Here is a 25,856-nt window from a genome sequence, read left to right as displayed (position 1 = left end):
GGGCCCCGACGCGTCAGTCGCCGCGGGTGAAGGTGTGCGAGCGGCCGATCTCGGCGAACCCCCGCCGGGCGTACCAGTGCTGGGGCCAGTCGTCGGCGTCGGCGACCAGGAAGCGCAGCGGGCAGCCCTCCGCCTCGGCCCGGTGCAGCGCGGCGGCCAGCACCGCGTCGGCGTGGCCCCGGCGCAGCAGCGCGCTGTCGGCGACCACCTCCTCGATCTGGGCGATGCCCGAGGCCGGGTCCAGGTAGAGGTCGCACCAGGCGGCGATCCTGCCGTCGGCGGTGCGCGCGGCCAGGAACAGCACCTGCGCGGCGCCCCCGCTCCGGGCCTCCCGCCGGTCGGCCAACTGCCGGACCACCTCGGCGTCGTGGTCCGGCATCCACAGCCGCAGCTGCCGCAGCACCGGCTCCCGCAGCTCCTCCGGCCGCACCTCGGCGGCGCGGCCCGGGGCCGGGTGCGGGACGGGCCCGGTGTGCGCCATGACCACCTCGGAGCTGTGCCGGTAGCCGGCCAGCCGCAGCGGCTCGGCGCAGAGCCGGCCCAGGGCGTCGTCGTAGACGGTGACCTGCGGGTGGCCCGGGTACAGCCCGAGCACGGTCGGCAGGTCCACCGGGGCGTCCACGATCAGCTGGTTGTGCTCGAAGGAGTGGCGGAACCGCTCGTCGGAGACGGTGAAGCCGCCGCGGACCGGCACCACCCGTACCGCCTGGCCGCGGGCGAAGGCGCTGCGGAAGGCGTTCACGCGCTGCAGTTCGCTGTCGGCCACCCTGCGATCATAGGTCGGCCCCGTGCGGGACGCCGGGCTTCAGGCCAGGTAGCGGCGGAGCAGCCGGCGGCACTCGTCGATCAGCGCCGGGTCGCCCTCGGGGTCGGTGCGGAAGGCCAGCCGCAGCACGGCGTCGGCGCACTCCAGGGCGACCCGCAGGGCCAGCCGGGGATTGCCGGCCGGGTCGGCGGCGGCCGGATCCCGGGTGGCGAGGAGGGCGTCGCCGATGACGGACCAGAGCCGGTCGGCGGCGACGGTGTTGTTGTCCCGGTCGGCGTCGATCAGGTGCATGCTGCCGGTGTCCTCCATGCCGATCGCGCCGAAGTCGACCACGCCGAAGCCGGGCACCGAGCGGTGCATGGCCACGTACTCCTCCACGGCCAGGTCGACCAGGTCGCCGGTGTGCCCGGGCGGATCGGCGAGCAGCCGCTGGGCGAGGCGGTCGGCGTAGTGCTCCAGGTTGCGCTCGGCCAGGGCGCCCAGCAGCCCCTCGATGCCGGGGAAGAACTGGTAGAGCGTGCCGATGGGCACGGCGGCCCGGCGGGCGACCTCCTTGGTGGTGAGGCCGGTGTAGCCGACCTCGTCCAGCAGCTCGGCGCAGGCGTCGAGGATCCGTCCGAAGCGCTCCAGGCTGCGTCGCTGGACCGGTCGGCGGCGGACGGCGGAGCCCGGCGCGGGGGCGGGAGTCGGCATGGCCCCACTGTGCCGGATCGGGGGTGGCGTTGGCGAGCAGATAACGCGAGTATGGCTCATGTTCATTCGTCCAGGAGGAATGCCCAGGAACAGGAGCAGCCCCGCCCATGCCGCTGTCCGAACCGCTGACGACCCCGCCGACCGAGCCCGCGCTGCCGGCGGGCTTCCGCTGGGGGGTGTCCACCTCCGCCTACCAGATCGAGGGCGCCGCCGCCGAGGACGGCCGGGGGGTGTCGATCTGGGACACCTTCACCGCCCGGCCCGGCGCGGTCCGCGACGGCCACACCGGCGCCACGGCCTGCGACCACTACCACCGGTACGACGAGGACGTGGCGCTGATGCGCGGCCTCGGCCTGGACGCCTACCGGTTCTCGATCTCCTGGCCCCGGATCCAGCCCACGGGCGGCGGGACGGCCAATCCGGCCGGGCTCGCCTTCTACGACCGGCTGGTGGACGCTTTGCTCGGCGCCGGCATCACCCCACTGCCCACGCTCTTCCACTGGGACCTGCCACAGGCCCTGGAGGAGGACGGCGGCTGGCTGACCCGCGAGATCGCGTACCGCTTCGCCGAGTACGCCGAGATCGTCGCGGACCGGCTGGGGGACCGGATCCCCGCCTGGATCACGCTGAACGAGCCCTTCGTGCACATGGTGTACGGCTACGCGCTGGGGATCCACGCCCCGGGCCGCACGCTGATGCTCGACGCGCTGCCGACCGCGCACCATCAGCTCCTGGGGCACGGACTGGCGGCTGCGGCACTGCGTGAGCGCGGTCATGAGGTGATGATCGCGGACAACCTCACCCCGGTGTGGCCTGCGAGCGACGCGGAGGCGGATCTGGCGGCTGCCGCGGCCTACGACGCCCTGCACAATCGGCTGTTCACCGATCCGCTGCTGCTCGGGCGCTATCCGGACCTGAGTGCGTACGGCATCGGCGAGGACCTCGGCGGGTGCGTGCGGCCGGGGGACCTGAAGCTGATCGCCGCTCCCGGGCTGGACGGCCTCGGTGTCAACTACTACAACCCGACCCGGATCGCCTCCCCGACCGAGGCCGACGGCCTCCCGTTCGCGCAGGCCGAGATCGAGGGCGTGCCGCGAACGGCCTTCGGCTGGCCGGTGGCCCCGGACGGACTGCGCCAGCTGCTGGTGGGCCTGCGAGACCGGTACGGCGCCGCGCTGCCGCCGATCACCGTCACCGAGAACGGCTGCTCGGTGGCCGACGAACCTGGCCCCGACGGCGCCGTCCACGACCAGCCGCGCATCGACTACCTGGCCGGCCACCTCGACGCCCTGGCCGAGGCGGCGGCGCAGGGGGTCGACGTCCGCGGCTACTTCACCTGGTCATTGATCGACAACTTCGAGTGGGCCGAGGGGTACCACCAGCGCTTCGGCCTGGTGCACGTCGATTTCCGTACCCAGGAGCGCACGCCCAAGGACTCCTACGCCTGGTACCGGGACCGGATCGCCCGGCACCGGAGCCCGCGCTAGAGCCTCCGGCGTGTCCGTTTCCTCCGTTTTCGCGGCATAGGTTTCGCAACGATCGGCCTTCAGCCTTGACGGGAGATGACCCCATTGGCTGAGCTTAGGGTTCATTAGTTGTAGCTGGGCTCCGCCGCAAGGACGCGGCAGGACCCTGGTGGACCGTCGAGTCGCCGGGGTTCGGGAGGGTGGAACATGTCCGTGGATACGCCGGGATCGCAGTCTTCGCTGCATCGGGCCAATCTGGAACGCGTGCTGAGGGCTGTCCGGATGGCCGGCTCGCTGACCCAGGCCGAGATCGCCCGCAGCACCGGCCTGTCGGCCGCGACGGTGTCCAACATCGTCCGCGAGCTGAAGGAGGTCGGCACGGTGGTGGTCACGCCGACCTCCTCCGGCGGCCGGCGGGCCCGCAGCGTCTCGCTGAGCGCCGACGCGGGCATCGTGGTCGGCGTCGACTTCGGCCACTCCCACCTGCGGGTCGCCGTGGGCAACCTGGCGCACCGGGTGCTGGCCGAGGAGAGCGAGCCGATCGACACCGACGCCTCCGCCGACCAGGGCTTCGGCCGGGCGGAGCTGCTGGTCACCCGGCTGCTGGAGCAGACCGGCTTCCGCCCGGAGAAGGTCATCGGGGTGGGCCTGGGGGTGCCCGGTCCGATCGACGGCGAGACCGGCGCGCTGGGCTCCACCGCCATCCTCCCCGGCTGGACCGGCATCGCCCCCGGGCAGGAGCTGTCCAGCCGCCTCGGCATGCCCGTCTACGTCGACAACGACGCCAACCTCGGCGCGCTGGGCGAGCTGGTCTGGGGGGCCGGGCGGGGCCTGTCGGACCTGGCCTACATCAAGGTCGCCAGCGGCGTCGGGGCCGGCCTGGTGATCGCCGGTCAGATCTACCGGGGGCCGGGCGGGACGGCCGGGGAGATCGGCCACATCACCCTGGACGAGTCCGGCCCGGTCTGCCGCTGCGGCAACCGGGGGTGCCTGGAGACCTTCGTCGCCGCCCGGCACATCCTAAGCCTGCTGAACGGCAGCCACGGCGTGGATCTGACGGTGCCGCGCGTGGTCCAACTGGCCCAGCGCGGCGACCTCGGCTGCCGCCGGGTCCTGGCCGACGCCGGACGCCAGATCGGCACCGGCGTGGCCAACCTCTGCAACCTGCTGAACCCGCGCCGGGTGATCCTCGGCGGAGACCTCGCCGAGGCCGGTGACCTGGTACTTGACCCGATACGGGAGTCCGTCGCCCGGTATGCGATCCCCAGCGCCGCCAGGCAGCTCTCGGTGGTCCCTGGCACCCTGGGAGGGAGGGCCGAAGTCCTTGGAGCCTTGGCGCTGGTGATGTCCGAAATGGGTGACTCTGGGGCATTGCCCGCCACCGAGGGTAGGGATTCAGGACGTTCGGTTGCAGTCCTGCCTTCAGGAAGATAACGAATAGGTTCGGATTGGCGACACGGCAGCTTTACTTATTGACGTCATCCTTGTCAGGACGGTTGACTCCCTGACACCTCGGTCGCAAAGTAGCGGCCGCGTCAGGGAGGCACCTCACATCATGAACACAACTCTCCGCCGCACCGTTGTCGCCACTGCTGCGGTCTCCATGGCCCTCGGCATGGCGGCCTGTGGCAAGGCCGGCTCCTCCAGCTCCTCCTCCTCCGCTTCCTCCTCCGCCTCGGGCGGTTCCTCCGCCGCCGCCGGCGGGGCCATCGGCCTGCTGCTCCCCGACAACGTCACCGCCCGCTACGCGGCCTTCGACAAGCCCCAGATCACGGCCGAGATCAAGACCCTGTGCTCGACCTGTACGGTCGACTACGCCAACGCCGCCGGCAGCGCCGCCACCCAGGCGCAGCAGATGTCCACCATGGTCGCCAACGGCGACAAGGTGATCATCCTGGACGCCGAGGACGGCGCCGGCATCAAGTCCACCGTCCAGGCCGCCGTCAACAAGGGCGTCAAGGTCGTCGCCTACGACCGCCTGGCCGAGGGCCCGGTCTCCGCCTACGTCTCCTACGACAACGAGAAGGTCGGCGAGCTGCAGGGCGCGGCGCTGCTGACCGCGCTCGGCGCCAAGGCCGTCCCCTCCACCAAGATCGTCGAGATCGACGGCGCCGCCTCCGACCCGAACGCCGCCCAGTTCAAGGCCGGCTTCCAGGAGGCCGTCAAGGGCAAGGTCGACATCGCCTACGACCAGAGCGGCAACTGGGACGCCCCCACGGCCAACCAGGAGACCACCGCCGCCATCCAGCAGCTCGGCAAGGCCAACGTCGCCGCCGTCTACTCCGCCAACGACGGCATGGCCGCCGGTGTCGCCGCCGCGCTCAAGGGCGCCGGCCTCTCCGGCATCCCGCTGACCGGCCAGGACGCCCAGATCGACGGCATCCAGCGGATCCTCGCCGGCACCCAGTACGTCACCATCTACAAGGCGCCGACGCCCGAGGCCCAGGCCGCCGCCAAGCTGGCCGTCGCCCTGCTGAACGGCACCCCCGCCGTCAACACCATCGCCACCGGCACCCAGACCAGCGGCTCGGGCAACACCGTCCCGTCGCTGCTGCTGACCCCGGTCGCGGTCACCAAGTCCAACGTCGAGTCCGTCATCGTCAAGGGCGGCCTGTACACCCCGGCGCAGATCTGCACCCCGGAGTTCAAGGCCGACTGCACGGCCAACGGCATCCAGTAGCACCCACGGCACGCGAGAGCATGCAGTCGCCCCGCGCGGGAGTTCCCGCGCGGGGCGCAGCGCGGGACCATGGCAGTGGCTGTCTCTCACTGGTCCGGCGCCCAGGGGCAGGTTATGTGTGTCGTCCCGGACGGCATTCCCCAGAGCACTTCGCACGACAACTGCGCCCGGGACGGCGCGGCAACCCACCCGAGGCACCGGGTGGTTAAGGAGTTGGTTCACGTGACAAGCGCACCCGTACTGGCGTTGCGCGGGGTCTCCAAGCGGTTCGGAGCCGTGCAGGCCCTGACCGACGTCGAGCTCGAGGTCGGCGCCGGAGAGGTGGTCGCCCTGGTCGGCGACAACGGCGCCGGAAAGTCGACGCTGGTCAAGACCATCGCCGGGGTCCACCCGATCGACGAGGGCGTCATCGAGTGGGAGTCGCGGCCGGTCAGCATCAACCGCCCGCAGGACGCCCAGCACCTCGGCATCGCCACCGTCTACCAGGACCTCGCCCTGTGCGACAACCTGGACGTCGTCGGCAACCTCTACCTCGGCCGCGAGCTGCGCCGCTTCGGCGTGCTCGACGAGGTCTCGATGGAGAAGAAGGCCCGCGAGCTGCTCAGCACGCTGTCCATCCGCATCCCGAGCGTCCGCATCCCCATCGCCGGCCTCTCCGGCGGCCAGCGCCAGGTCGTGGCCATCGCCCGCGCCCTGATCGGCGAGCCCAAGATCGTCATCCTGGACGAGCCCACCGCCGCCCTCGGCGTCGAGCAGACGGCCCAGGTCCTCGACCTGGTCGAGCGGCTCCGCGAGCGCGGCCTCGGAGTCATCCTGATCAGCCACAACATGGCCGACGTCAAGGCCGTCGCGGACACCGTCGCGGTGCTGCGCCTCGGCAAGAACAACGGCGTGTTCCCCGCCCGGGAGACCACCCACGAACAGATCATCGCCGCGATCACCGGAGCCAGCGACAACGCGGTGACCCGGCGCGAGGCGCGCACGGCGGAGGCAGCGAAGTGAGCAACGACACCACCACCCAGAGCGACCCGTCCGCGCCGCAGACCGCGCCCGCCGCCATCGACCCGCGGCTGCTGGTCCGCGAGGAGGGCATCAAGGGCTACATCGCCGACGTCAAGCGGAAGATCAGCGGCGGCGAGCTGGGCTCGCTGCCGGTCGTCGTCGGCCTGATCGTCATCTGGATCGTCTTCGGCCTGCAGAACAGCAAGTTCCTGCAGCCCGCCAACATCGGCGAGATCTGCTTCTTCCTCGCCGCCACCGGCATGGCCGCACTGGGCCTGATCTTCGTGCTGATCCTCGGCGAGATCGACCTGTCCGTGCTGTCCGTCAGCGGCCTGTCCGCCGCCGTCTTCGGCTGGCTGGCCGTGGTGCACGGCATAAACGCGACCCTGGCCGTGCTGCTCGCCATCGGCAGCGGCGTCGCCATCGGCGCGCTCCAGGGCTTCTTCTTCGCCAAGGTCGGTGTCCCGGCCTTCGTGGTCACCCTGGCCGGCAACCTCGGCTGGTTCGGCGTGATGCTGTGGCTGCTCGGCAGCGGCAGCGTCGGCGGCAGCATCACCCTGAACGACTCGGGCTTCATGCACGAGCTGGGCCAGAACGCCTACTTCCTCGGCGGCGACATCGCCGGCGGCTACCTGCTGGCCGCCCTCGCGGTGGCCGCCATGCTCGGCAGCTCGCTGCTGGAGCAGAACCGCCGCCGCAAGGCGGGCGTGCCGTTCCGGCCCACCGCCGAGATCGCGCTGCGCACCGGTGTCCTGGCCGTCGTCTCCTTCGCGGCGGCGTACGAGCTGAACCAGGCCAGCGGCGTCCCGATGACGCTGGTGTTCTTCCTCGCCGCACTGGTCATCTGCGACCTGGTGCTGCGCCGCACCAGCTACGGCCGGAAGATCTTCGCGGTCGGCGGCAGCATCGAGGCCGCCCGCCGGGCCGGTATCAGCGTCCCGGCGATCCGCATCTCGGTCTTCGCCATCTCCGGCGGCTTCGGCGCGCTGAGCGGCCTGTTCTACGCGGGCTGGAGCTTCAGCGCGCAGGAGAGCGCCGGACAGGGCGCATGGCTGATGCTGGCCATCGCCGCCGCCGTCATCGGCGGCACCAGCCTCTTCGGCGGCCGCGGCAAGGCCTGGTCGGCGCTGCTCGGCATGCTGGTGATCCAGTCGATCACCACCGGCCTCCAGCTGCTCGGCCTGCAGTCCGACGTCGAGTACATGATCACCGCCGTGGTGCTGCTGGCCGCCGTGGTCATCGACTCGGTGTCCCGCAGGACCCAGAAGTCCTCCGGCCGGGCCTGACCGCCCGACGGCACCAGGACTGCCGACCCTGGACGGACCTCTTGAGGGGGAGATCCGCCCGAGCCGGGTCGGCATGCACAGACTGCCCGGCACCGTACCGCTCCGGTGCCGGGCAGTCGCATGTGCGCGGACGTCCGGGGCCGCGCCGGGAACCCCTGACGGCGGACGCTTCCCGCTCGCCCCACTAGACTCAGGTCCCTTAGCCCGCACAGTTCAGCGTTGACGAAGGAGGAACGGGTGGCGCTGCTGACCCGCATTCGGGGACCCCGCGACCTGGACCGCCTCACGCCCGGGCAGCTCACGGCCCTGGCCGAGGAGATCCGGGGATTCCTGGTCGACGCCGTCTCCAAGACCGGCGGCCACCTCGGCCCCAACCTGGGCGTGGTCGAGCTGACCATCGCCCTGCACCGGGTGTTCGACTCGCCCAAGGACCGCATCCTCTTCGACACCGGCCACCAGAGCTACGTGCACAAGCTGCTCACCGGCCGGCAGGACTTCTCCCGGCTGCGGGTCAAGGGCGGCCTGTCCGGCTACCCCTCGCGGGCCGAGTCCGAGCACGACGTGATCGAGAACTCGCACGCCTCCACCGTGCTCGGCTACGCCGACGGCCTGGCCAAGGCCAACGAGATCCAGGGCCTGGACGACCGGCACGTGGTCGCCGTCATCGGCGACGGCGCGCTGACCGGCGGCATGGCCTGGGAGGCGCTGAACAACATCGCCGAGGCCCAGGACCGGCCGCTGATCATCGTCGTCAACGACAACGAGCGCTCCTACTCGCCGACCATCGGCGGCCTGGCCAACCACCTGGCCACGCTGCGCACCACCCAGGGCTACGAGCGCTTCCTGTCCTGGGGCAAGGACGCGCTGCAGCGCACCCCGGTCGTCGGCCAGTCGCTGTTCGAGACGCTGCACGGCGCCAAGAAGGGCCTCAAGGACTTCATCGCCCCGCAGGGCATGTTCGAGGACCTCGGGCTGAAGTACGTCGGCCCCATCGACGGCCACGACGAGCAGGCGCTGGAGTCCGCGCTGAAGCGCGCCAAGGGCTTCGGCGGCCCGGTCATCGTCCACTGCCTCACCCAGAAGGGCCGCGGCTACAGCGCCGCCGAGCAGAACGAGGAGGACCGCTTCCACGCCGTCGGGGTGATCCACCCCGACACCGGCCTGCCGGTGAAGACCGCGGGCCAGGACTGGACCTCGGTCTTCGGCGAGGAGATGGTGGCCCTCGGCCGCGAGCGGGAGGACCTGGTCGCCATCACCGCGGCCATGCTGCACCCGGTCGGCCTGGCGCCGTTCGCCCGCGAGTTCCCGGAGCGGATCTTCGACGTGGGCATCGCCGAGCAGCACGCCGCAGTGAGCGCGGCCGGGCTGGCCACCGGCGGGCTGCACCCGGTGGTGGCGGTCTACGCGACCTTCCTGAACCGGGCCTTCGACCAGGTGCTGATGGACGTGGCACTGCACCGCTGCGGCGTCACCTTCGTCCTGGACCGGGCCGGGGTCACCGGCACCGACGGCGCCAGCCACAACGGCATGTGGGACATGTCCATCCTGCAGGTCGTCCCCGGCCTGCGGCTGGCCGCCCCGCGCGACGCCGACCAGCTCCGCGCCCAGCTGCGCGAGGCGGTCGAGGTCGAGGACGCGCCCACCGTCGTCCGCTACTCCAAGGGCGCCGTCGGCGCCCCGATCGAGGCAGTCGGCCGGATCGGCGGCATGGACGTGCTGCGCGAGGGCCCCGAGCCCGCCGGACGGGTCCGCGCGGACGTGCTGTTGGTGTCCGTCGGCGCGATGGCCCCGACCTGCCTGGAGGCGGCGGAGCTGCTGGCCGCCCAGGGCGTCAGCAGCACCGTGGTGGACCCGCGCTGGGTCAAGCCGGTCGATCCGGCGCTGCCCGCGCTGGCCGCGGAGCACCGGCTGGTGGTCACGGTCGAGGACAACGGCCGGGTCGGCGGCGTCGGCGCGGCCGTGGCGCAGACCCTGCGCGACGCCGGGGTGGACGTGCCGCTGCGGGACTTCGGCGTCCCGCAGGAGTTCCTGGACCACGCCAGCCGCGCCGAGATCATGGAGCAGATCGGCCTGACCGGCCCGGCGATCGCCGAGCGGGTGGCCGCCCTGATCGCCAAGCAGGACCGGGCGGAGTCGCTGGCGCCGTGACCGGCCGGGTCGGCCCGCGCGGCCACCGGCCGAGCGGGTAGCGTGGCCCCGTGGTCAACCAGCCGTCGAACCAGCGCCGGGGGACGATGCCGCGCACCGGAAGCTCCGCCCTGGCCCTGCCGATCGGCCGGACCGGCCCGGCCGACCTGGTCGACCGGGCCCGCGAGGCCCTGCGCACCGGCTACTGGACCAGGCTGGTGCCGGTGCTGGCGGCGCTGGCCACCGTCACCCACCTGCCCTCGTTCGCGCGCACCGTGTGGAGCCCGGACGAGGGCTACCTGGCCACCGAGGCCCGGATGCTGGAGGGCGGCGGCGTCCTGTACAACACCGTGGTCGACCGCAAGCCGCCGCTGCTGCCGTGGCTGTACGACGCGGCCTTCGACGTCTTCGGCTCCACCTCGCTGTGGCCGCTGCGGGTGCTGGCCATCGGCGCGCACCTGACCACGGCGGTGCTGCTGGCGGCGGTCGCCCGCAAGCGCTGGGGCAGCCGGGCCGGGGCGGCGGCCGGGGTGCTGTACCTGCTGGTGTCGATCGGGCTGTCCCCGGAGGACAGCCAGGCCGCCACCTTCGAGGTGTTCATGCTGCCCGCCACCGCCGCCGCGTTCTGGTTCGCGCAGAACCGCCGCTGGGGCCCGGCCGGGGCGGCCACCGCGGTGGCCGCGCTGACCAAGCAGACCGGCGGCGCGGTGCTGGTGCCGCTGCTGTGGATGGTCTGGCGGCGCAAGGGCATCTCCGTGCGCGAGGGGCGCCGCCGCCCGCTGGCCGCGCTGCTGTTCGGCTTCGGGCTGCCGGTCGCGGTGGTGGCGCTGTCCACCGGCGTCAGCAGCTTCTTCTTCTGGGTGGTCACCGGCAGCAGCGACTACGCCTCGCTGGACGGCGCCTGGCTGAACATGCTGGCCCGGGCGCTGGGCAACAGCGCCATCCTGGCCGCCGCCTCGCTGGGGCTGCTGGTGCCGCTGGCCCGGCGCCGACGGCAGCTGCGCGAGGACGCCGACCTGTGGGTGTGGTTCGGCTCCTCCTGGCTCGGGGTGATCACCGGCTTCCACTTCTTCGGCCACTACTACCTGCAGCTGGTGCCGCCGCTGGTGCTGCTGGGCGTCGGCGCGGTCGCCCGGGGCGGCGCCCGGTGGCGTCCGGTGCTGGCCTACACCGGCCTGGCCGGGACGGTCTTCCTCGGCCTGGGCTTCCTGTGGCCGTACCAGGCGGTGCAGCACGCGGTGTCGGTGGCGGCCGTGGTGACCAAGGACACCACCCCCGAGGAGTCGGTGCTGGTGTGGGGGATGCACCCGGAGATGTACTGGCTGGCCGACCGCAGACCGGCCACCAGGTATCTCACGGCTGGATTTCTCACCAACTTCTCAGGCGGCCGCGACGGCCGCGGCGTGGGCGTCGACAAGGGCGTCGCCTCGGCCTGGAAGGTGTTCGACGCCGAGATGGCCAGGCAACTTCCGGAGGTGATCGTGGACGACTCCGGCACCGCCCCCTACTCTCCCGCCCATATCGCCCCGATCAGGGCACTGCTCGCGGCCCACTACGATCGGGTGGGGCAGGACGGCACCGCGGTGATCTACCGCCTGCGCGCCGGCGGCGGCACGCCGCCCGTGGCGGAGCGCCCCCCGGGACGCTTCCGGGGCATCACCGCGGGATGACCCCGGGGCGGCCATTCCCGGACAGCCGTGCCATCCTGTCGGTTTGCAGCGCTTGCATGTGCAGAGCTTGAATTCGGAAGAGGACCCCCAGTGAAGCGTTCTGAAGGCAAGAACCGGAAACCCCGCGGCACCGAGGCCCAGGGGAACGGCGGGGCGACCGGATCGAACTCCGTGCAGGAGGCCAACCACTCGCCGGTGCTCCGCTGGGTGGTCATCGGCGGCATGGTGCTGGCCGTGTTCATCGTGGCCGGCCTGGTCGGCTCCTTCGTGCGCGGCTACAAGGAGCGCAAGCTCGCGCCGCCCGCCTCCGCGGCCGGCCCCAGCGCGCTCGCCGTCCCGGTCTACGGCCACGCCTCGGTGACGCTGACCGTGTTCGAGGACATGCAGGACCCGGCGAGCCTCCAGTTCTCGCAGACCTACGACCCGACCCTGGCGCACCTGATCGCCTCCGGCACGGTCAACGTCTACTACCGCGAGGTCGCCGGCATGGACGCCACCGAGGGCGGCAGCGGCTCGCTGTACGCCGGAAACGCCCTCGCCTGCGCCCAGGACGCCAAGGACTTCCCGCAGTACCGCACCGTGCTGCTGGCCAACCAGCCCGCCGGCGGCACCACCTTCACCAAGTCCCACCTGATCGAGCTGTCCAAGCAGGTCCCGGGCCTGGACACGGACGTCTTCCGGGCCTGCGTGAACGCCGGCACCCACAACGTCTGGGTCAAGGACTCCACCTCGGCGTTCAAGAAGCTGGACCAGGGCGGCGTGCCGGTGCTGACCATGTCGGTGCTGCCGCAGACCACCGACCAGTACACCGCCATCCTCAGCTCCACCCTGCCGCTGACCACCAAGCAGCTGGAGGACAAGGTCTACGCGGCCGCGCGGACCGCGCCCACCACCTCGCCCTCGGCGACCCCCTCCTCCTGACCGGCTCCGCCTGAACCGGTCCTGCCGGGCCGACGCCGCCGGTAGCGTGGCGGCATGACCACAGTCGAACCGTCCGGAGTCTGGGCGACCGCCGTCGGGGTCGCCCGGGTCCGGGCCCGGGAGAGCAGCCGCCCGGACGCCCTCTTCCACGACCCGCTGGCCGCCGCCTTCGCCGAGGCCGCAGGCCCCCCGCCGCCGCTCGACGCCGTCTGGGACGACCCGGAGCGGCGGCGCCGCTGGGCCGGGGTGGCGCTGTCCATCGTGGTCAGGACCAGGTTCCTGGACGACCTGCTGGCCGGGGCCGCCGCCGCGGGCTGCCGCCAGGTGGTGCTGCTGGGCGCGGGCATGGACAGCCGGGCGTTCCGGCTGGACTGGCCGCCGCGGACCCGGCTGTTCGAAGTCGACACCGCCGAGCCGCTGGCGTTCAAGCAGGCGGTGCTGGACGCCCGGGGGGCCCGCCCGCGCTGCGAGCGGCTGCCGGTCGCGGTGGACCTGCGCGAGGACTGGCCGACCGCGCTGGCCGCCGCCGGGCACGACCCGGCGCTGCCCACCGCGTGGATCGCCGAGGGCCTGCTGATCTACCTGCCCCAGGAGGCCGTGGAACGGCTGCTGGGACAGGTCGGGGCGCTGTCCGCGGCGTCCAGCCGGATGGGCCTGACCCTGGGCGCCCAGGGCACCCTGGAGCGCTTCTCCGGCGACACCGGCACCGCCGCCGACATGTGGCTCTCCACCATGCCCGAGGACCCGGTGGGCTGGCTCTCCGGCCTCGGCTGGGAGGCGCAGACCTTCACCGTCCGCGAGCGCGCGGCGGCGTACGGGCGGCCGGTCGGCGGGCCCGTACGGGCGCAGGGGCCCGGCGGGCTGGTCTCGGCCGTCCGCCGCTAGCCCCCGCCCGGTCCCGCTCCCGGCTCCGCCACGGCGAAGGCCGCCCGCCCCGCGTGCTGCGGGACGGGCGGCCTTCGCCGTAAGTCGGCCCTCGCCGGGCCTGCCGGGGTGCTACGCCGGGACGCTGGCGACGCCCGGGGCGAGGAACGGCTTGCCGTTCACCCGCTCCGAGACGCCCGAGCGGTCCAGGTAGGGGGTGATCCCGCCGAGGTGGAAGGGCCAGCCCGCACCGGTGATCAGGCACAGGTCGATGTCCTGCGCCTCGGCGACCACGCCCTCGTCCAGCATCAGCGCGATCTCCTGCGCGACCGCGGTCAGCGCCCGGTCCAGGACCTGCTCCGGGGTCAGCACCGTGTCGCCGGTCTGCAGCAGCGCGGCGACCTCGGGGTCGATCTCCTGCTGGCCGGAGGCCCAGGTGTAGAAGCCGCGCTTGCCGGCCTTGACCACCCGGGCCAGGTTCTCCGAGACGCCGAAGCGCTCCGGGAAGGCCGCGTGCAGGGTCTCCGAGACGTGCAGCGCGATGGCCGGGCCGACCAGCTCGATCAGCACGATCGGGGACATCGGCAGGCCGAGCGGCTCCACGCCCTTCTCGACCGCGTCGATCGGGGTGCCCTCGTCGATGACGGTCTGGATCTCGCCCATGAAGCGGGTGAGGATGCGGTTGACCACGAACGCCGGGGCGTCCTTGACCAGCACACCGGTCTTCTTCAGCTTCTTGGCCACGCCGAACGCGGTGGCCAGCGAGGCGTCGTCGGTGCGCTCGCCCCGGACGATCTCCAGCAGCGGCAGCACCGCGACCGGGTTGAAGAAGTGGAAGCCGACGACCCGCTCGGGGTGCTCCAGCTTGGAGGCCATCTCGGTGACCGACAGCGAGGAGGTGTTGGTGGCCAGCACGCAGGTCGGCGAGACCACGGCCTCGACGTCCGCGAACACCTGCTGCTTGACGCCCATCTCCTCGAAGACGGCCTCGATCACGAAGTCCGCGTCGGCGAAGGCGGCGGCCTTGTCCAGCGAGCCGGTGACCAGCGCCTTGAAGCGGTTGGCGGTGTCGTGGTTGATCCGGCCCTTGTCCAGCAGCTTGTCGATCTCGCCGTGGACGTAGCCCACGCCCTTGTCGACGCGCTCCTGGTCGATGTCGGTGAGCACCACCGGCACCTTGAGCTGCCGCACGAACAGCAGCGCCAGCTGAGAGGCCATCAGGCCCGCGCCGACGACGCCGACCTTGTTGACCGGACGGGCCAGGCCCTTGTCCGGGGCCCCGGCCGGGCGCTTGCCGCGCTTCTGCACCAGGTTGAAGGAGTAGATGCCGCTGCGCAGCTCGCCGCCCATGATCAGGTCGGCCAGCGCCGCGTCCTCGGCGTCGAAGCCCTGCTGGTAGTCGCCGTTCTTGGCGGCGGCGATGATGTCCAGCGCCCGGTAGGGGGCCGGGGCGGCGCCGTGCACCTTGGAGTCGGCGACCGCGCGGCCGTGCGCGACGGCCTGGTCCCAGGCGTCGCCGCGGTCGATCTCCGGGCGCTCGACGACGGTCTCGCCCTTGATCACGGTGGCGGCCCAGAGCAGCGACTGCTCCAGGAAGTCGGCCGGGGCGAAGATCGCGTCGGCGATGCCCAGCTCGAACACCTGCTTGCCCTTGAGCTGGCGGTTCTGCGAGAGCGAGTTCTCGATGATGACCGAGATCGCCTTCTGCGGGCCGATCAGGTTCGGCAGGATGGTGCAGCCGCCCCAGCCGGGCACCAGGCCGAGGAAGCACTCGGGCAGCGAGAACGCCGGGACGCCGGTGCTGACCGTGCGGTAGTCGCAGTGCAGGCCGATCTCGACGCCGCCGCCCATGGCCGCACCGTTGTAGAAGGTGAAGGTGGGGACGGGCAGCGCGGCGATCCGCTTGAAGACGTCGTGGCCGCCCTTGCCGATGGCCAGCGCGTCGCTGTGCTCCTTGAGCACCTCGACGCCCTTGAGGTCCGCGCCGACGGCGAAGATGAAGGGCTTGCCGGTGATGCCGACACCGGCGATCTCACCGGCCGCGGCCTCCCGCTCGACCTGCTCCAGCGCCTCGATCAGCTTAGCCAGCGAGCCCGGGCCGAAGGTGGTGGGCTTGGTGTGGTCGAAGCCGTTGTCCAGGGTGATCAGCGCGAAGCGGCCCGCGCCGAGCGGCAGGTCCAGGTGGCGGACGTGGGCGGTGGTGACGACCTCGTCCGGGAACAGCTCGTGGGCGCGCTTGAGCAGCGCTGCGGTGTCGGTCATCACTTGCCGCCTTCGAAGTTCGGGTTCTCCCAGACGACCGTTCCGCCCATGCCCATGCCGATGCACATGGTGGTGATGCCGTAGCGGACGTCCGTGCGCTCCTGGAAGCGGTGGGCCAGCTGGTTCATCAGGCGCACGCCGGTGGAGGCCAGCGGGTGGCCGAAGGCGATCGCGCCGCCGTACGGGTTCACCCGCTCGTCGTCGTCGGCGATGCCGTAGTGGTCGAGCAGCGACAGCACCTGGACCGCGAACGCCTCGTTGATCTCGAAGGCGCCGATGTCGTCGATCGACAGCCCGGCCTTCAGCAGGGCCTTCTCGGTGGCCGGGACCGGGCCGATGCCCATGACCTCGGGCTCCACACCGGCGAAGGCGTAGGAGACCATGCGCATCTTGACCGGCAGGCCCAGCTCGCGGGCGACGTCCTCGGCGGCGACCAGCGAGGCCGTCGCACCGTCGTTGAGACCGGCCGCGTTGCCCGCGGTGATCCGGCCGTGCGGGCGGAACGGGGTCTTCAGGTTGGCCAGCGACTCCAGGGTGGTGCCCGGGCGCATCGGCTCGTCGGCCGTGGCCAGGCCCCAGCCGGTCTCGCCGCCCTCGGCGTTGGTGCGCCGGATGGCCACCGGGACCAGATCGGGCTGGATGTGGCCGTTGGCGTACGCCTTGGCGGCCTTCTCCTGGCTGCCGACGGCGAACGCGTCGCAGCGCTCCTTGGTCAGCTGCGGGAACCGGTCGTGCAGGTTCTCCGCGGTCATGCCCATGAACAGGGCCGACTCGTCGACCAGCTTCTCGGAGAGGAACCGCGGGTTGGGGTCCACGCCCTCGCCCATCGGGTGCCGGCCCATGTGCTCCACGCCGCCGGCGATGCCGATGTCGTAGGCGCCGAAGGCGATGCCGCCCGCGATCGAGGTGACCGACGTCATGGCGCCCGCGCACATGCGGTCGATGGAGTAGCCGGGAACCGACTTGGGCAGGCCCGCCAGCAGCGCGGCGGAGCGGCCCAGGGTGAGGCCCTGATCGCCGATCTGGGTGGTGGCGGCGATGGCGACCTCGTCCACGCGGGCGGGGTCGAGGCCGGGGTTGCGGCGCAGCAGCTCGCGGATGGCCTTGATCACCAGATCGTCGGCGCGGGTCTCCGCGTAGATGCCCTTCGGTCCTGCCTTGCCGAACGGGGTGCGGACGCCGTCGACGAAGACGACGTCCCTCGCGGTACGAGGCACGGTGGCTCTCCTCCCAAGTCCCCAACGTAGGGGGCCCAAATGTCGTAGCGGCCCAGCTGGACCGGTGCGGGCCGTCGGCGGCGGGTGAGTCGTCGGCGTCCCAGAGGAGATGCTACCCGCTAGTAACTAAGTTGCCCAGACGCGGCCCGCCGTGACGTTACCGGCCGGTACCGGGCACGGCGGCCGCCCCCGCCGTACGCGCCTCGACGAAGGCCCGGGCGATCACCGGGGAGACCAGCTCCACCTGCCAGGCACGCGCTCCGTGCCCGGTCAGGGCCGCCGCCACGGCCTCCGGCGCGGGATCGGCCGGCGGCGCCCAGGCCACCCGGCGCACCGCCTCCGGCGAGACCAGGTTCTCCTGCGGCAGGTTCAGCGACTCGGCCAGCGCGGTCACCGCGGTGCGCGCGGCAGCCAGCCGGGCAGCGGCCACCGGGTCCTTGTCCGACCAGGAGCGCGGCGGCGGCGGGCCGTCGTGCGGCGCGGTCGCCGGCGGCAGCTGCTGCTCCGGGATCACCCGCGCGGCGTCGATCGCGGTCATCCACTGCTCCAGCGCCCGCCGGTGCACCCGCGGCCCGAAACCGGACAGCGCCTGCAGCGCGGCGGCGTTGGCCGGCATCGCGGTCGCGGCGGAGATGATCGCCGCGTCGGAGAGGATCCGGCCGGGGGAGACGTCCCGCTCCCGGGCCACCCGGTCGCGCAGGTGCCACAGCTCCCGGACGGCCGCCAGCTGGCGGCGGCGGCGGATCTTGTGCACCCCGGAGGTGCGCCGCCACGGGTCCACCCGCGGCGCGGCGGGCGGCGCGGCGGCGATCGCCGCGAACTCCTCCAGCGCCCACTCCAGCTTGCCCTGCGCGGCCAGCTCGGCCTCCAGCGCGTTCCGCAGGTCGACCAGCACCTCGACGTCCAGCGCGGCGTAGCGCAGCCAGGGCTCGGGCAGCGGGCGGGTGGACCAGTCCACCGCCGAGTGGCCCTTCTCCAGCGAGAGGCCCAGCACGTTCTCCACCATCGGGCCCAGGCCCACCCGGGGGAACCCGGCGATCCGGCCGGCCAGCTCGGTGTCGAACAGGGCGGTCGGGCGCATGCCCAGCTCGGCCAGGCAGGGCAGGTCCTGGGAGGCGGCGTGCAGCACCCACTCGGTGTCCGCCAGGGCCTCGCCCAGGGCCGACAGGTCGGGGCAGCCGACCGGGTCGATCAGGGTGCTGCCGGCGCCCTCGCGGCGCAGCTGCACCAGGTAGGCGCGCTGCCCGTACCGGTAGCCGGAGGCCCGCTCGGCGTCGATGGCCACCGGGCCCGTCCCGGTGGCGAACCGGGCCACTATGCCGGCCAGGGCTTCGGCGTCCGCGACCACCGGGGGGATGCCCTCCCTGGGGTCGAGGAGCGGGACCGGGCCGCCGGATTCGGAGACGTTCGAGGAGTCGTCGGCGGCGACGCTCGGGGCGTCGGCGGTGTCGGAGAGGGCTTCGCGGGCGTCGGTCACGCCCCAAGACTACGCCCGCGCATCCGGCCGGTAGAGCCGTGCGCGGGCGTCGTCCGCGGCTGCGCCCCGCCGTCGGAAGAGGAACGTTCCGTCGTACGGCCGGACGCGGTTCGAGCTAGTGAATGATCCCGGTGCGCAGGGCCACCGCGACCATCCCGGCGCGGTCGCCGGTGCCCAGCTTGCGGGCGATCCGGGCGAGGTGGCTCTTGACGGTCAGCGCGGACAGGCCCATGGCCACGCCGATGGCCTTGTTCGACTGCCCCTCCGCGACCAGCCGCAGCACCTCGACCTCACGGCCGGACAGCTCGCGGTAGGCGGGCGGCGCAGGGGTGCCGGGGGCCCCGTTGGCGCCCGGTGCGGCTCCGGGCATGCCGGGCGCGCCGGGGCGGCGCAGCTGGCCGCCCATGGGCCGCCCGCTCATCGGGTTCATCCCGTTCATGCCGGGACGCTGCTGCATGCCGGCGGTGACCCTGGTGCCGGTCACCACATAGCCCTTGACGCCGCCGGCCAGGGCGCTGCGGACCGCGCCGATGTCGTCGGCGGCGGACAGCGCCAGGCCGTTGGGCCAGCCCGCCGCCCTGGTCTCGGCGAGGATGGCCAGTCCGGAGCCGTCGGGAAGGTGGACGTCGGCCACGCAGATGTCGCGCGGGGTGCCGACGCGGGGCCGGGCCTCGGCGAGGGAGGACGCCTCGATCACGTCGCGTACGCCCAGTGCCCACAGGTGGCGGGTGACGGTGCTGCGAACGCGCGGGTCCGCTACGACCACCATGGCAGTGGGCTTGGTCGGACGATAGGCGACCAGGTTTGCGGGGTGTTCGAGAAGTACAGACACCAGGCCTCCTGGGGGGATGGCGCGGGGACCCGGGGAGACACAGATGGGGAGGGTCCTCGTGTGGAAAGGGTCACTGACTGCTTCGGCACGATGGGTGCCCGGCTTTAGCGAAAGATCACGATTGAGTGAGTAATCCCGGGGCAATTCGTGCATTGTGGACTGCTTGACCGAGCGTAAGTCACCCATAAGTGATCAAAAGTGATCGACGCGCCCGGTTAAGCCACCCTTCCGGGGGAATCTCAAGCCGCTTCGACGGGGTATCACGGCTGCGGTGCGTGGCCGGGGGTCACGGTGCGTGCCCGCACCCCGCGCGCCCCACCGGGGCCGGGCGGCGTGGATCAGCGGGGGTCAGCGGGGGATCAGCGGGGGTCAGCGCGGGTGGCGGCGGGTGGGCAGCGGGACGGTCTGGCCCATGGCCGCGCCGGGGGTGAACGGCGGCAGCCCGGCGCACAGGCACAGCAGCTCGCACCAGGCCCGCAGGTGCCCGGCGAAGTCCGCCGCCGACGACACCGCGGGCGTCCACGACGCCCGGATCTCGATGTCGGTGGTGGCCGGGCGCTCGGCCAGGCTGCCGAAGAACTGCGAGGAGCAGCGCGACACCGTGCCGCTGGGCTCCCCGAACCGGGCGCCCTGCTGCGCCAGCGAGTCCATCAGCCAGGACCAGCCGACCTCGGACAGCAGCGGGTCGTGCGCCATCTCCGGCTCCAGCTGGGCGCGGCCCAGCGACACCAGCCGGAACTCGCCCTGCCACGCCTCGTGGCCGCCGGGCTCGTGCAGCAGCACCAGCCGCCCGTCCGCCAGCTCCTCGCCGTCCACCTCGACCGAGGCGGTCAGCGCGAAGGCGTACGGGGCCAGCCTGCGCGGCGCCGGGGTGTCGGCGACCACCACCTCGGGCCGCAGCCGGGTGGCCCGCAGGGCCTCCACGGCCTCGCGGAAGGCCGACGGTTCGCCGGGCGCTCCGTCCTCACTCGCTGGGTGCCCGCTGACCGCTGCCATGCCGGAAGACTAGGACGCCGGCACCTTCCGGTGGCGGAGGCACCACGGCGGGTCTCGGCGGCCCGGGTGCACATGCGAAGATTTCACCCGTGAGCGAGAGCAGCGGGCCGGGCACCGGCCGCACCGAAGACCTGAAGAACTCCCCCGTGCACGACTCCGCGTTCCTGCGGGCCTGCCGCGGCGAGGCGGTGCCGCACACCCCGGTGTGGTTCATGCGGCAGGCCGGGCGCTCGCTGCCGGAGTACCTGAAGATCCGCGAGGGCGTGGCCATGCTGGACTCCTGCATGATGCCGGAGCTGGTCAAGGAGATCACCCTGCAGCCGGTGCGCCGCCACGACGTGGACGCCGCCATCTACTTCAGCGACATCATGGTGCCGCTCAAGGCGGTCGGGGTCGACCTCGACATCAAGCCCGGCATCGGCCCGGTGGTGGCCAACCCCATCCGCAGCCGCGCCGACCTGGAGCAGCTGCGGCCGCTGGAGCCCGCCGACGTCTGGTACGTCACCGAGGCCATGGGGCTGCTCACCGCCGAGCTGGGCGCCAAGCCGCTGATCGGCTTCGCCGGTGCGCCGTACACGCTGGCCAGCTACATGGTCGAGGGCGGCCCGTCCAAGAACCACGAGCACACCAAGGCGCTCATGTACGGCGACCCGGAGCTGTGGCAGGAGCTGCTGGACCGGCTGGCCGCGATCACCTCGGCCTTCCTGCGGGTGCAGATCGAGGCCGGGGCCTCGGCCGTGCAGGTCTTCGACTCCTGGGTCGGCGCGCTGGCGCCCCGGGACTACCAGCGCCACGTCATGCCCGCCAGCAGCACGGTGTTCGACGCGGTCGCCGAGTACGGCGTGCCGCGCATCCACTTCGGCGTCGGCACCGGCGAGCTGCTCGGGCTGATGGGCGACGCCGGAGCGGACGTGGTCGGCGTCGACTGGCGGGTTCCGCTGGACGAGGCCGCCCGCCGGGTCGCCCCCGGCAAGGCCCTCCAGGGCAATCTGGACCCGACGATCCTGTTCGCTCCGGAGGCCGTGGTCCGCGCCAAGGCCGACGAGGTGCTGGAGGCCGCTGCGGCCTCCGGGCGCGGGCACGTGTTCAACCTGGGCCACGGCGTCCTGCCGAGCACCGACCCGGACGCGCTGACCCGGCTGGTCGCCCACGTGCACGAGCGCACCGCGGGCTGACGCCCGCGCGCTGAGGCTGGGCCGTGCGCTGAGGCTCGGCGCCGCGCTGGGGCTGGGCCGTGCGCTAAGGCTGGGCCCCCGCGCTGAGGTCCAGCTCCGCAATGAGGCTGGGCTCCACGCTGAGGCTCGGCTCCGCGCTGGGGCTCGGCTCCGCGCTGGGGCTCGGCTCCGCGCTGGGGCTCGGCCGTGCGCTAAGGCTCGGCTCCGCGCTGGGGCTGGGCTCTGCGCTGAGGTCCGGGTCCGCGCTGAAATCCGGCCGCGCGCTGGGGCTCGGCTCCGGGCTGAGGCCCGCCGCCCGTTCCTCGCGTCGCGGGTCAGTCCTGCGGCGGGCCCGACACTGCGTCGGCGGGCGCCGGGGGGCGCGGCCGGCGCAGTCGGCGGGTCAGCCACAGGGCCGGCCCGCCCAGCGCCGCCAGCAGCACGGCGAAGGGCAGCACCGCCGCCAGCGCCACCAGCAGCGCCCGGAACGTCAGGTACATCCCGTGCCAGCCGTCCTTGAGCGCGTCCAGCGCCGCCGTGCCCGCGCCGTGGCGGTGGACGGCCGGGGCGGCCTGGACCGGCGGCTCCTCGAAGACCTGCACCGTCACCGTGGACATCGCCGTCTGCGCCTGCAGCGCCTGCTGCTGGGCCTCCAGCGACTCCAGATCCGACTCGCGCTGGGTCAGCGCCGCCTCCAGCGCGACCACGTCGCCGATCGACTGGGCCCGGTCCATCAGCGCCCGCACCCGGTCCACGCTGGCCTGCTGCGTCTTCAGCCGGCTGGCGACGTCCACCACCTGCTCGGTGACGTCCTGCGATGCCCGCTCCTGGCCGAGGACGGTGCCGAGGCCCAGCAGCCGCCGGTACACGGTGGCGTACGAGCCGACCGGGATGCGCACCACCAGCTGGGCCGCCTCCGCGCCGACCGCCGTGGGCTCCGGCAGGGTCTGCAGCGGCAGCGAGGTGTCGGCGGTGGCGCTACCGGTGGCCTGGGGCTGGTCCAGCGGCAGCCCGCCGACCGGGCCGGTCACCTCCGAGTCGACAAATCCACCTGAGGCGCCGACCAGCTGCTCCGCCTGCGCCACCACCGCGTCCACGCCCGGCGTGCGCAGCTGCATCTCGCCGGTGTAGACCAGCGCCCGCCCGCCGGTCGGCAGCGCGGCGGTGCCGCCGGTACCCGTCGTCCCGGTCCCGGTCCCGCCGCCGGTGCTCGTGCTGCCCGTGCTGCCGCTGCCGGGGGCCGTCGCGGCCTGCGGCGCGGAGCCGCCGTACTGCTGCACCCGGGACCTCGCCCCGGCGCTGCTGGCGTGTTCGCCCCCGGCCTGGCCGCAGCCGCCCAGCGCCAGTACGGCGACCACCGGCACCCCCAGCGCCGCCGCGGCCCGTCGTCCCCTCGGTCCTGCCATGATCCGCTCCCCTCGGTCCGCGCCCGGGGCCTCCCCGGCGGCGGTTGGACCGGCCGGGGGCGGCGCCGGTTCCCGACGGGACGTCAAGAACCGGTAACGGCCGGGCAGTGGAGCCGCCCACCCGGCCGTGTGCGAGAGTGAAGGCCATGCACAGCAGCACAACCGCGCCCGCGCACCGGGCGCTCCCGCACGTCGTCGTCGTGGGCGGCGGCATCGCCGGGCTGGCCGCCGCCGCCCGCCTCAGCGGGGCCGACGGCGAGGCGCCGCCCGCCGCGCGGGTCACCCTGGTCGAGGCCGGGCCCCGGCTCGGCGGCAAGCTCCACGCCTCCGCCCTGGAGGGCATCCCGGTCGACCTGGGCGCGGAGTCGGTGCTGGCCCGGCGGCCCGAGGCGCTGCGGCTGGCCCGCGCCGTCGGCCTCGGCGAGGCGCTGCAACCGCCCACCACCGCCCGCGCCGCCATCTGGACCAGGGGCGCGCTGCGGCCCATGCCCGCCCGGCAGCTCATGGGCGTGCCCGCGGACCTGGACGCGCTGGCCGCCTCCGGGGTGCTCTCCGCGCAGGGCCTGGCCCGGGTCGCCGAGGAGCCCTCGCTGCCGCCCACCGAGGTCGGCGCCGACGTCTCCGTCGGCGGCTACGTCGCCGCGCGGGTCGGCCGGGAGGTCGTGGAACGGCTGGTCGAACCGCTGCTGGGCGGCGTCTACGCCGGGAACGCCGACCGGATCTCGATGCGCATGGCCGTCCCGCAGCTGCTGGCCGTGGCGCAGCGCGGCGGCTCGCTGACCGAGGGCGTACGCGCACTGCTGGCCGCCGCCCCGGCCGACCCCGGGCCGGTCTTCACCGGCATCGACGGCGGCATCGGCCGGCTCCCGCTCGCCGTCGCCGACGCCTGCCGCGCCGCCGGCGTCGAGCTGCTCACCGGCACCCCCGTCACCGGGCTGCGCCGCACCCCGGACGGCTGGAGCTGCGTCGCGGGCGGCCGCCGGCTGGAGGCCGACGCGGTCGTCCTGGCCGTCCCCGCGCCCGCCGCCGCCGCGCTGCTGGCCGACCAGGCCCCCGCCGTCGCCGCCGAGCTGGCCGGGATCGAGTACGCCGGGATGGCGCTGGTCACGCTCGCCTTCCGCCGCTCCGAGCTGGCCGTGCCCGAGGGCAGCGGCTTCCTGGTGCCGCCGGTGGACGGGCAGCTGATCAAGGCGTCCACCTTCTCCAGCAACAAGTGGGGCTGGCTGGCCGCCGCCGCCCCCGACAGCTTCGTGCTGCGCACCTCCGTCGGCCGCCACGGCGAGGAGGGCGACCTCGACCGGGACGACGCCGACCTGGTCGCCGGCTCACTCGCCGCCCTGGGCGCCGCCGCCGGGATCACCGCCCGCCCGTACGCGTCCACGGTGACCCGCTGGCGCGGCGGGCTGCCGCAGTACCCGGTCGGCCACGCCGACACGGTGGAGCGGATCGGCGCGCTGGCCGCCGCGCTGCCCGGGCTCGCCCTGTGCGGCGCGGCCTACCAGGGCGTCGGCATCCCCGCCTGCATCGGCAGCGGCTGGCGGGCGGCGGACCTGGTGCGGGGAGCGCTGGGAGCGGAAGGGACAATGAGCGCATGACCGAGAGCACCGAACCGAAGAAGAAGGCACGTGACCTGAACCAGGTCATCCGCTACACCCTGTGGTCGGTCTTCCGACTGAAGGACGTCCTGCCGGAGGACCGCGCCGCCCACGCCGCCGAGGTCGAGGAGCTGTTCGCGCAGCTCGCCGAGAAGGACGTCACCGTCCGCGGCACCTACGACGTCTCCGCGCTGCGCGCCGACGCCGACCTGATGATCTGGTGGCACGCCGAGGACAGCGACAGCCTGCAGGAGGCGTACAACCGCTTCCGCCGCACCGCGCTCGGCCGGGCCCTGGAGCCGGTCTGGTCGAACATGGCGCTGCACCGCCCGGCCGAGTTCAACAAGTCGCACATCCCGGCGTTCCTCGCCGACGAGACGCCGCGCGACTACGTCTGCGTCTACCCCTTCGTCCGCTCCTACGAGTGGTACCTGCTGGAGGACGCCGAGCGCCGCCGGCTGCTGATGGAGCACGGCATGCTGGCCCGGGGCTACCCCGACGTCCGCGCCAACACCGTCGCCTCGTTCGCGCTCGGCGACTACGAGTGGCTGCTGGCCTTCGAGGCCGACGAGCTGTACCGGATCGTCGACCTCATGCGCGACCTGCGGGCCTCCGAGACCCGCAGGCACGTCCGCGAGGAGGTCCCCTTCTTCACCGGCCGCCGCAAGCCGATCAGCGAGCTGCTCGCCGGTCTGGCCTGAACCGCGTCCTGCGCCCGCCGCACGCCGCCGTCCCGGGCGCGGGGCCGACCACCGGCCCCGCCGCCCCGGACCGCAGCGCCGCACAGCTCTCGGGCAGCGGCGCGGGCGGGGGAGCGGGTGCGGGTGTCGGTTTCGGAGCATTCAGGGGTACCGGCGCGGGCATCGGCCGGGGGCGCGGCGACCAGGACGCGCGGGCGTTGGCGGCGATGGACACCGCGATCCCGGCGGCGAACTGCAGCAGCGGCCACAGCAGCGGCGGCGAGGCCGACGCCGCCGAGCCGTCGATGCCGGCCTCGGCCCACAGCAGCGTGGCGACCGTTCCCAGCAGCAGGTTCACCAGCAGCACCAGCGCCATCAGCCGGTTGGCCAACCGCATCCAGCGCATCGCGGCCGGCCGCGCCGACGCTCCGGCCGCGCGCATCCGCTCCGCGCGCCACAGCTGCCCGGCCGCGGCCGGGACCAGCAGGAACAGCGCCGCAACCGACTCCGGGTCGAGATCCACCGACCACCTCCGGACAGCATGAGGAGCCGGGTCCCCCGCTCCCGGCTCCATCAGCTGAGCATCCCCCGCCCGGCGCACGGGGGGAAGACTCACCCCTGATTACCAGAGCTAGATTTGAGGTTTCCGGGCGCGCCGAAGCGCCCCGGGGGCGGCCGCCCGCTCGGGCCGGGGGCCCGCCGGGGCGGCCACGGTTCAAGACTTCACTCCAGCACCCGGGCGCCGGACCGTATCTGATGATA

The 25,856-nt window shown here is 73.3% G+C and carries 21 protein-coding genes; 12 read left to right on the top strand and 9 right to left on the bottom strand.

From position 1 onward, the window contains the following. Window positions 1-13: 13 nt before the first annotated feature. Window positions 14-766, bottom strand: coding sequence for a GNAT family N-acetyltransferase (locus GXW83_RS26145; protein ID WP_182445523.1), 753 nt, complete (start codon window positions 764-766; stop codon window positions 14-16). 39 nt (window positions 767-805) lie between these two features. After that, window positions 806-1,459: a TetR/AcrR family transcriptional regulator gene (locus tag GXW83_RS26140; RefSeq protein WP_182445522.1), complete on the bottom strand. Its 654-nt coding sequence runs from the start codon at window positions 1,457-1,459 to the stop codon at window positions 806-808. Between the two features lie 107 nt (window positions 1,460-1,566). Between GXW83_RS26140 and GXW83_RS26135 the strand changes: the two genes are divergently transcribed. From GXW83_RS26135 to GXW83_RS26095, 9 genes are all read left to right on the top strand, one after another. Beyond that, the gene (locus GXW83_RS26135; RefSeq protein ID WP_182445521.1) at window positions 1,567-2,946 is read left to right on the top strand and encodes a GH1 family beta-glucosidase; all 1,380 of its coding nucleotides are present in this window, start codon (window positions 1,567-1,569) and stop codon (window positions 2,944-2,946) included. A 192-nt stretch (window positions 2,947-3,138) separates the two neighbouring features. Then, on the top strand, window positions 3,139-4,359 hold the full coding sequence (locus tag GXW83_RS26130; protein WP_304940989.1) for an ROK family transcriptional regulator: 1,221 nt from the start codon (window positions 3,139-3,141) through the stop codon (window positions 4,357-4,359). A gap of 121 nt (window positions 4,360-4,480) precedes the next feature. After that, the gene (locus GXW83_RS26125; protein WP_182445519.1) at window positions 4,481-5,605 is read left to right on the top strand and encodes a sugar ABC transporter substrate-binding protein; all 1,125 of its coding nucleotides are present in this window, start codon (window positions 4,481-4,483) and stop codon (window positions 5,603-5,605) included. Between the two features lie 213 nt (window positions 5,606-5,818). Beyond that, entirely contained in the window at window positions 5,819-6,607 is a 789-nt protein-coding gene (locus GXW83_RS26120) for an ATP-binding cassette domain-containing protein (protein ID WP_182445518.1), read from the top strand. Next, window positions 6,604-7,893 (top strand): sugar ABC transporter permease, encoded by a 1,290-nt coding sequence (locus GXW83_RS26115; RefSeq protein ID WP_182445517.1) that lies wholly within the window; start codon window positions 6,604-6,606, stop codon window positions 7,891-7,893. The genes GXW83_RS26120 and GXW83_RS26115 overlap by 4 nt, the downstream gene beginning before the upstream one ends. Before the next feature lie 237 nt (window positions 7,894-8,130). After that, a complete protein-coding gene (gene dxs / locus GXW83_RS26110) occupies window positions 8,131-10,041 on the top strand; it encodes a 1-deoxy-D-xylulose-5-phosphate synthase (protein WP_182447570.1) in 1,911 nt (636 codons plus the stop codon). Window positions 10,042-10,091: 50 nt separating this feature from the next. Next, window positions 10,092-11,690, top strand: a complete 1,599-nt coding sequence (locus GXW83_RS26105) for a glycosyltransferase family 39 protein (RefSeq protein WP_225447259.1) — start codon at window positions 10,092-10,094, stop codon at window positions 11,688-11,690. A 90-nt stretch (window positions 11,691-11,780) separates the two neighbouring features. Further along, on the top strand, window positions 11,781-12,611 hold the full coding sequence (locus GXW83_RS26100) for a thioredoxin domain-containing protein (protein ID WP_182445516.1): 831 nt from the start codon (window positions 11,781-11,783) through the stop codon (window positions 12,609-12,611). A gap of 54 nt (window positions 12,612-12,665) precedes the next feature. Next, on the top strand, window positions 12,666-13,496 hold the full coding sequence (locus tag GXW83_RS26095) for an SAM-dependent methyltransferase (protein ID WP_182445515.1): 831 nt from the start codon (window positions 12,666-12,668) through the stop codon (window positions 13,494-13,496). A 111-nt stretch (window positions 13,497-13,607) separates the two neighbouring features. On the opposite strand, the gene GXW83_RS26090 is transcribed toward GXW83_RS26095, so the two are convergent. The 5 genes from GXW83_RS26090 to GXW83_RS26070 form a co-directional block, all read right to left on the bottom strand. Continuing rightward, window positions 13,608-15,737 carry a 3-hydroxyacyl-CoA dehydrogenase NAD-binding domain-containing protein gene (locus GXW83_RS26090; RefSeq protein WP_182445514.1) on the bottom strand — a complete coding sequence of 710 codons (2,130 nt, stop codon included), beginning with the start codon at window positions 15,735-15,737 and terminating at the stop codon, window positions 13,608-13,610. Further along, window positions 15,737-16,954, bottom strand: a complete 1,218-nt coding sequence (locus GXW83_RS26085; RefSeq protein WP_182445513.1) for an acetyl-CoA C-acyltransferase — start codon at window positions 16,952-16,954, stop codon at window positions 15,737-15,739. Before GXW83_RS26085 ends, GXW83_RS26090 begins: the two co-directional genes overlap by 1 nt. A 157-nt stretch (window positions 16,955-17,111) precedes the next feature. Continuing rightward, window positions 17,112-18,431, bottom strand: a complete 1,320-nt coding sequence (locus GXW83_RS26080) for an HRDC domain-containing protein (protein ID WP_182445512.1) — start codon at window positions 18,429-18,431, stop codon at window positions 17,112-17,114. Window positions 18,432-18,546: 115 nt separating this feature from the next. After that, window positions 18,547-19,263 carry a response regulator transcription factor gene (locus GXW83_RS26075; RefSeq protein WP_182445511.1) on the bottom strand — a complete coding sequence of 239 codons (717 nt, stop codon included), beginning with the start codon at window positions 19,261-19,263 and terminating at the stop codon, window positions 18,547-18,549. 369 nt (window positions 19,264-19,632) lie between these two features. After that, window positions 19,633-20,259 (bottom strand): DUF3000 domain-containing protein, encoded by a 627-nt coding sequence (locus tag GXW83_RS26070; RefSeq protein ID WP_182445510.1) that lies wholly within the window; start codon window positions 20,257-20,259, stop codon window positions 19,633-19,635. 131 nt (window positions 20,260-20,390) lie between these two features. On the opposite strand from GXW83_RS26070, the gene hemE reads away from it, so the two are divergent. Then, window positions 20,391-21,434, top strand: a complete 1,044-nt coding sequence (gene hemE / locus GXW83_RS26065; RefSeq protein ID WP_225447551.1) for a uroporphyrinogen decarboxylase — start codon at window positions 20,391-20,393, stop codon at window positions 21,432-21,434. A gap of 314 nt (window positions 21,435-21,748) precedes the next feature. Here the strand turns inward: hemE and GXW83_RS26060 are convergent, their stop codons facing one another. Then, on the bottom strand, window positions 21,749-22,819 hold the full coding sequence (locus GXW83_RS26060) for a DUF4349 domain-containing protein (protein WP_182445508.1): 1,071 nt from the start codon (window positions 22,817-22,819) through the stop codon (window positions 21,749-21,751). Between the two features lie 146 nt (window positions 22,820-22,965). Here GXW83_RS26060 and hemG point away from each other — a divergent pair, with 146 nt between their 5' ends. Together hemG and hemQ are read left to right on the top strand one after the other, a co-directional pair. Next, window positions 22,966-24,414, top strand: a complete 1,449-nt coding sequence (hemG, locus tag GXW83_RS26055) for a protoporphyrinogen oxidase (protein WP_182445507.1) — start codon at window positions 22,966-22,968, stop codon at window positions 24,412-24,414. Beyond that, window positions 24,411-25,115: a hydrogen peroxide-dependent heme synthase gene (gene hemQ / locus GXW83_RS26050; protein WP_182445506.1), complete on the top strand. Its 705-nt coding sequence runs from the start codon at window positions 24,411-24,413 to the stop codon at window positions 25,113-25,115. The genes hemG and hemQ overlap by 4 nt, the downstream gene beginning before the upstream one ends. Here hemQ and GXW83_RS26045 read toward each other — a convergent pair. Then, the gene (locus GXW83_RS26045; protein WP_182445505.1) at window positions 25,087-25,617 is read right to left on the bottom strand and encodes a hypothetical protein; all 531 of its coding nucleotides are present in this window, start codon (window positions 25,615-25,617) and stop codon (window positions 25,087-25,089) included. The genes hemQ and GXW83_RS26045 overlap by 29 nt on opposite strands. Window positions 25,618-25,856 lie beyond the last annotated feature (239 nt).

Source organism: Streptacidiphilus sp. PB12-B1b (assembly GCF_014084125.1).
In the GTDB taxonomy this organism is placed as follows: domain Bacteria; phylum Actinomycetota; class Actinomycetes; order Streptomycetales; family Streptomycetaceae; genus Streptacidiphilus.
This window is presented reverse-complemented; position numbering and strand designations above follow the sequence as displayed.

What these genes read in the sequence shown, in the direction of transcription:
- GXW83_RS26095 (WP_182445515.1), top strand. Translation starts at nt 12,666, where the DNA reads ATGACCACAGTCGAACCGTCCGGAGTCTGGGCGACCGCCGTCGGGGTC.
- hemG (WP_182445507.1), top strand. Translation starts at nt 22,966, where the DNA reads ATGCACAGCAGCACAACCGCGCCCGCGCACCGGGCGCTCCCGCACGTC.
- GXW83_RS26140 (WP_182445522.1), bottom strand. Translation starts at nt 1,459, where the DNA reads ATGCCGACTCCCGCCCCCGCGCCGGGCTCCGCCGTCCGCCGCCGACCG.
- GXW83_RS26070 (WP_182445510.1), bottom strand. Translation starts at nt 20,259, where the DNA reads ATGGCAGCGGTCAGCGGGCACCCAGCGAGTGAGGACGGAGCGCCCGGC.
- GXW83_RS26060 (WP_182445508.1), bottom strand. Translation starts at nt 22,819, where the DNA reads ATGGCAGGACCGAGGGGACGACGGGCCGCGGCGGCGCTGGGGGTGCCG.
- hemQ (WP_182445506.1), top strand. Translation starts at nt 24,411, where the DNA reads ATGACCGAGAGCACCGAACCGAAGAAGAAGGCACGTGACCTGAACCAG.
- GXW83_RS26135 (WP_182445521.1), top strand. Translation starts at nt 1,567, where the DNA reads ATGCCGCTGTCCGAACCGCTGACGACCCCGCCGACCGAGCCCGCGCTG.
- GXW83_RS26090 (WP_182445514.1), bottom strand. Translation starts at nt 15,737, where the DNA reads ATGACCGACACCGCAGCGCTGCTCAAGCGCGCCCACGAGCTGTTCCCG.
- GXW83_RS26125 (WP_182445519.1), top strand. Translation starts at nt 4,481, where the DNA reads ATGAACACAACTCTCCGCCGCACCGTTGTCGCCACTGCTGCGGTCTCC.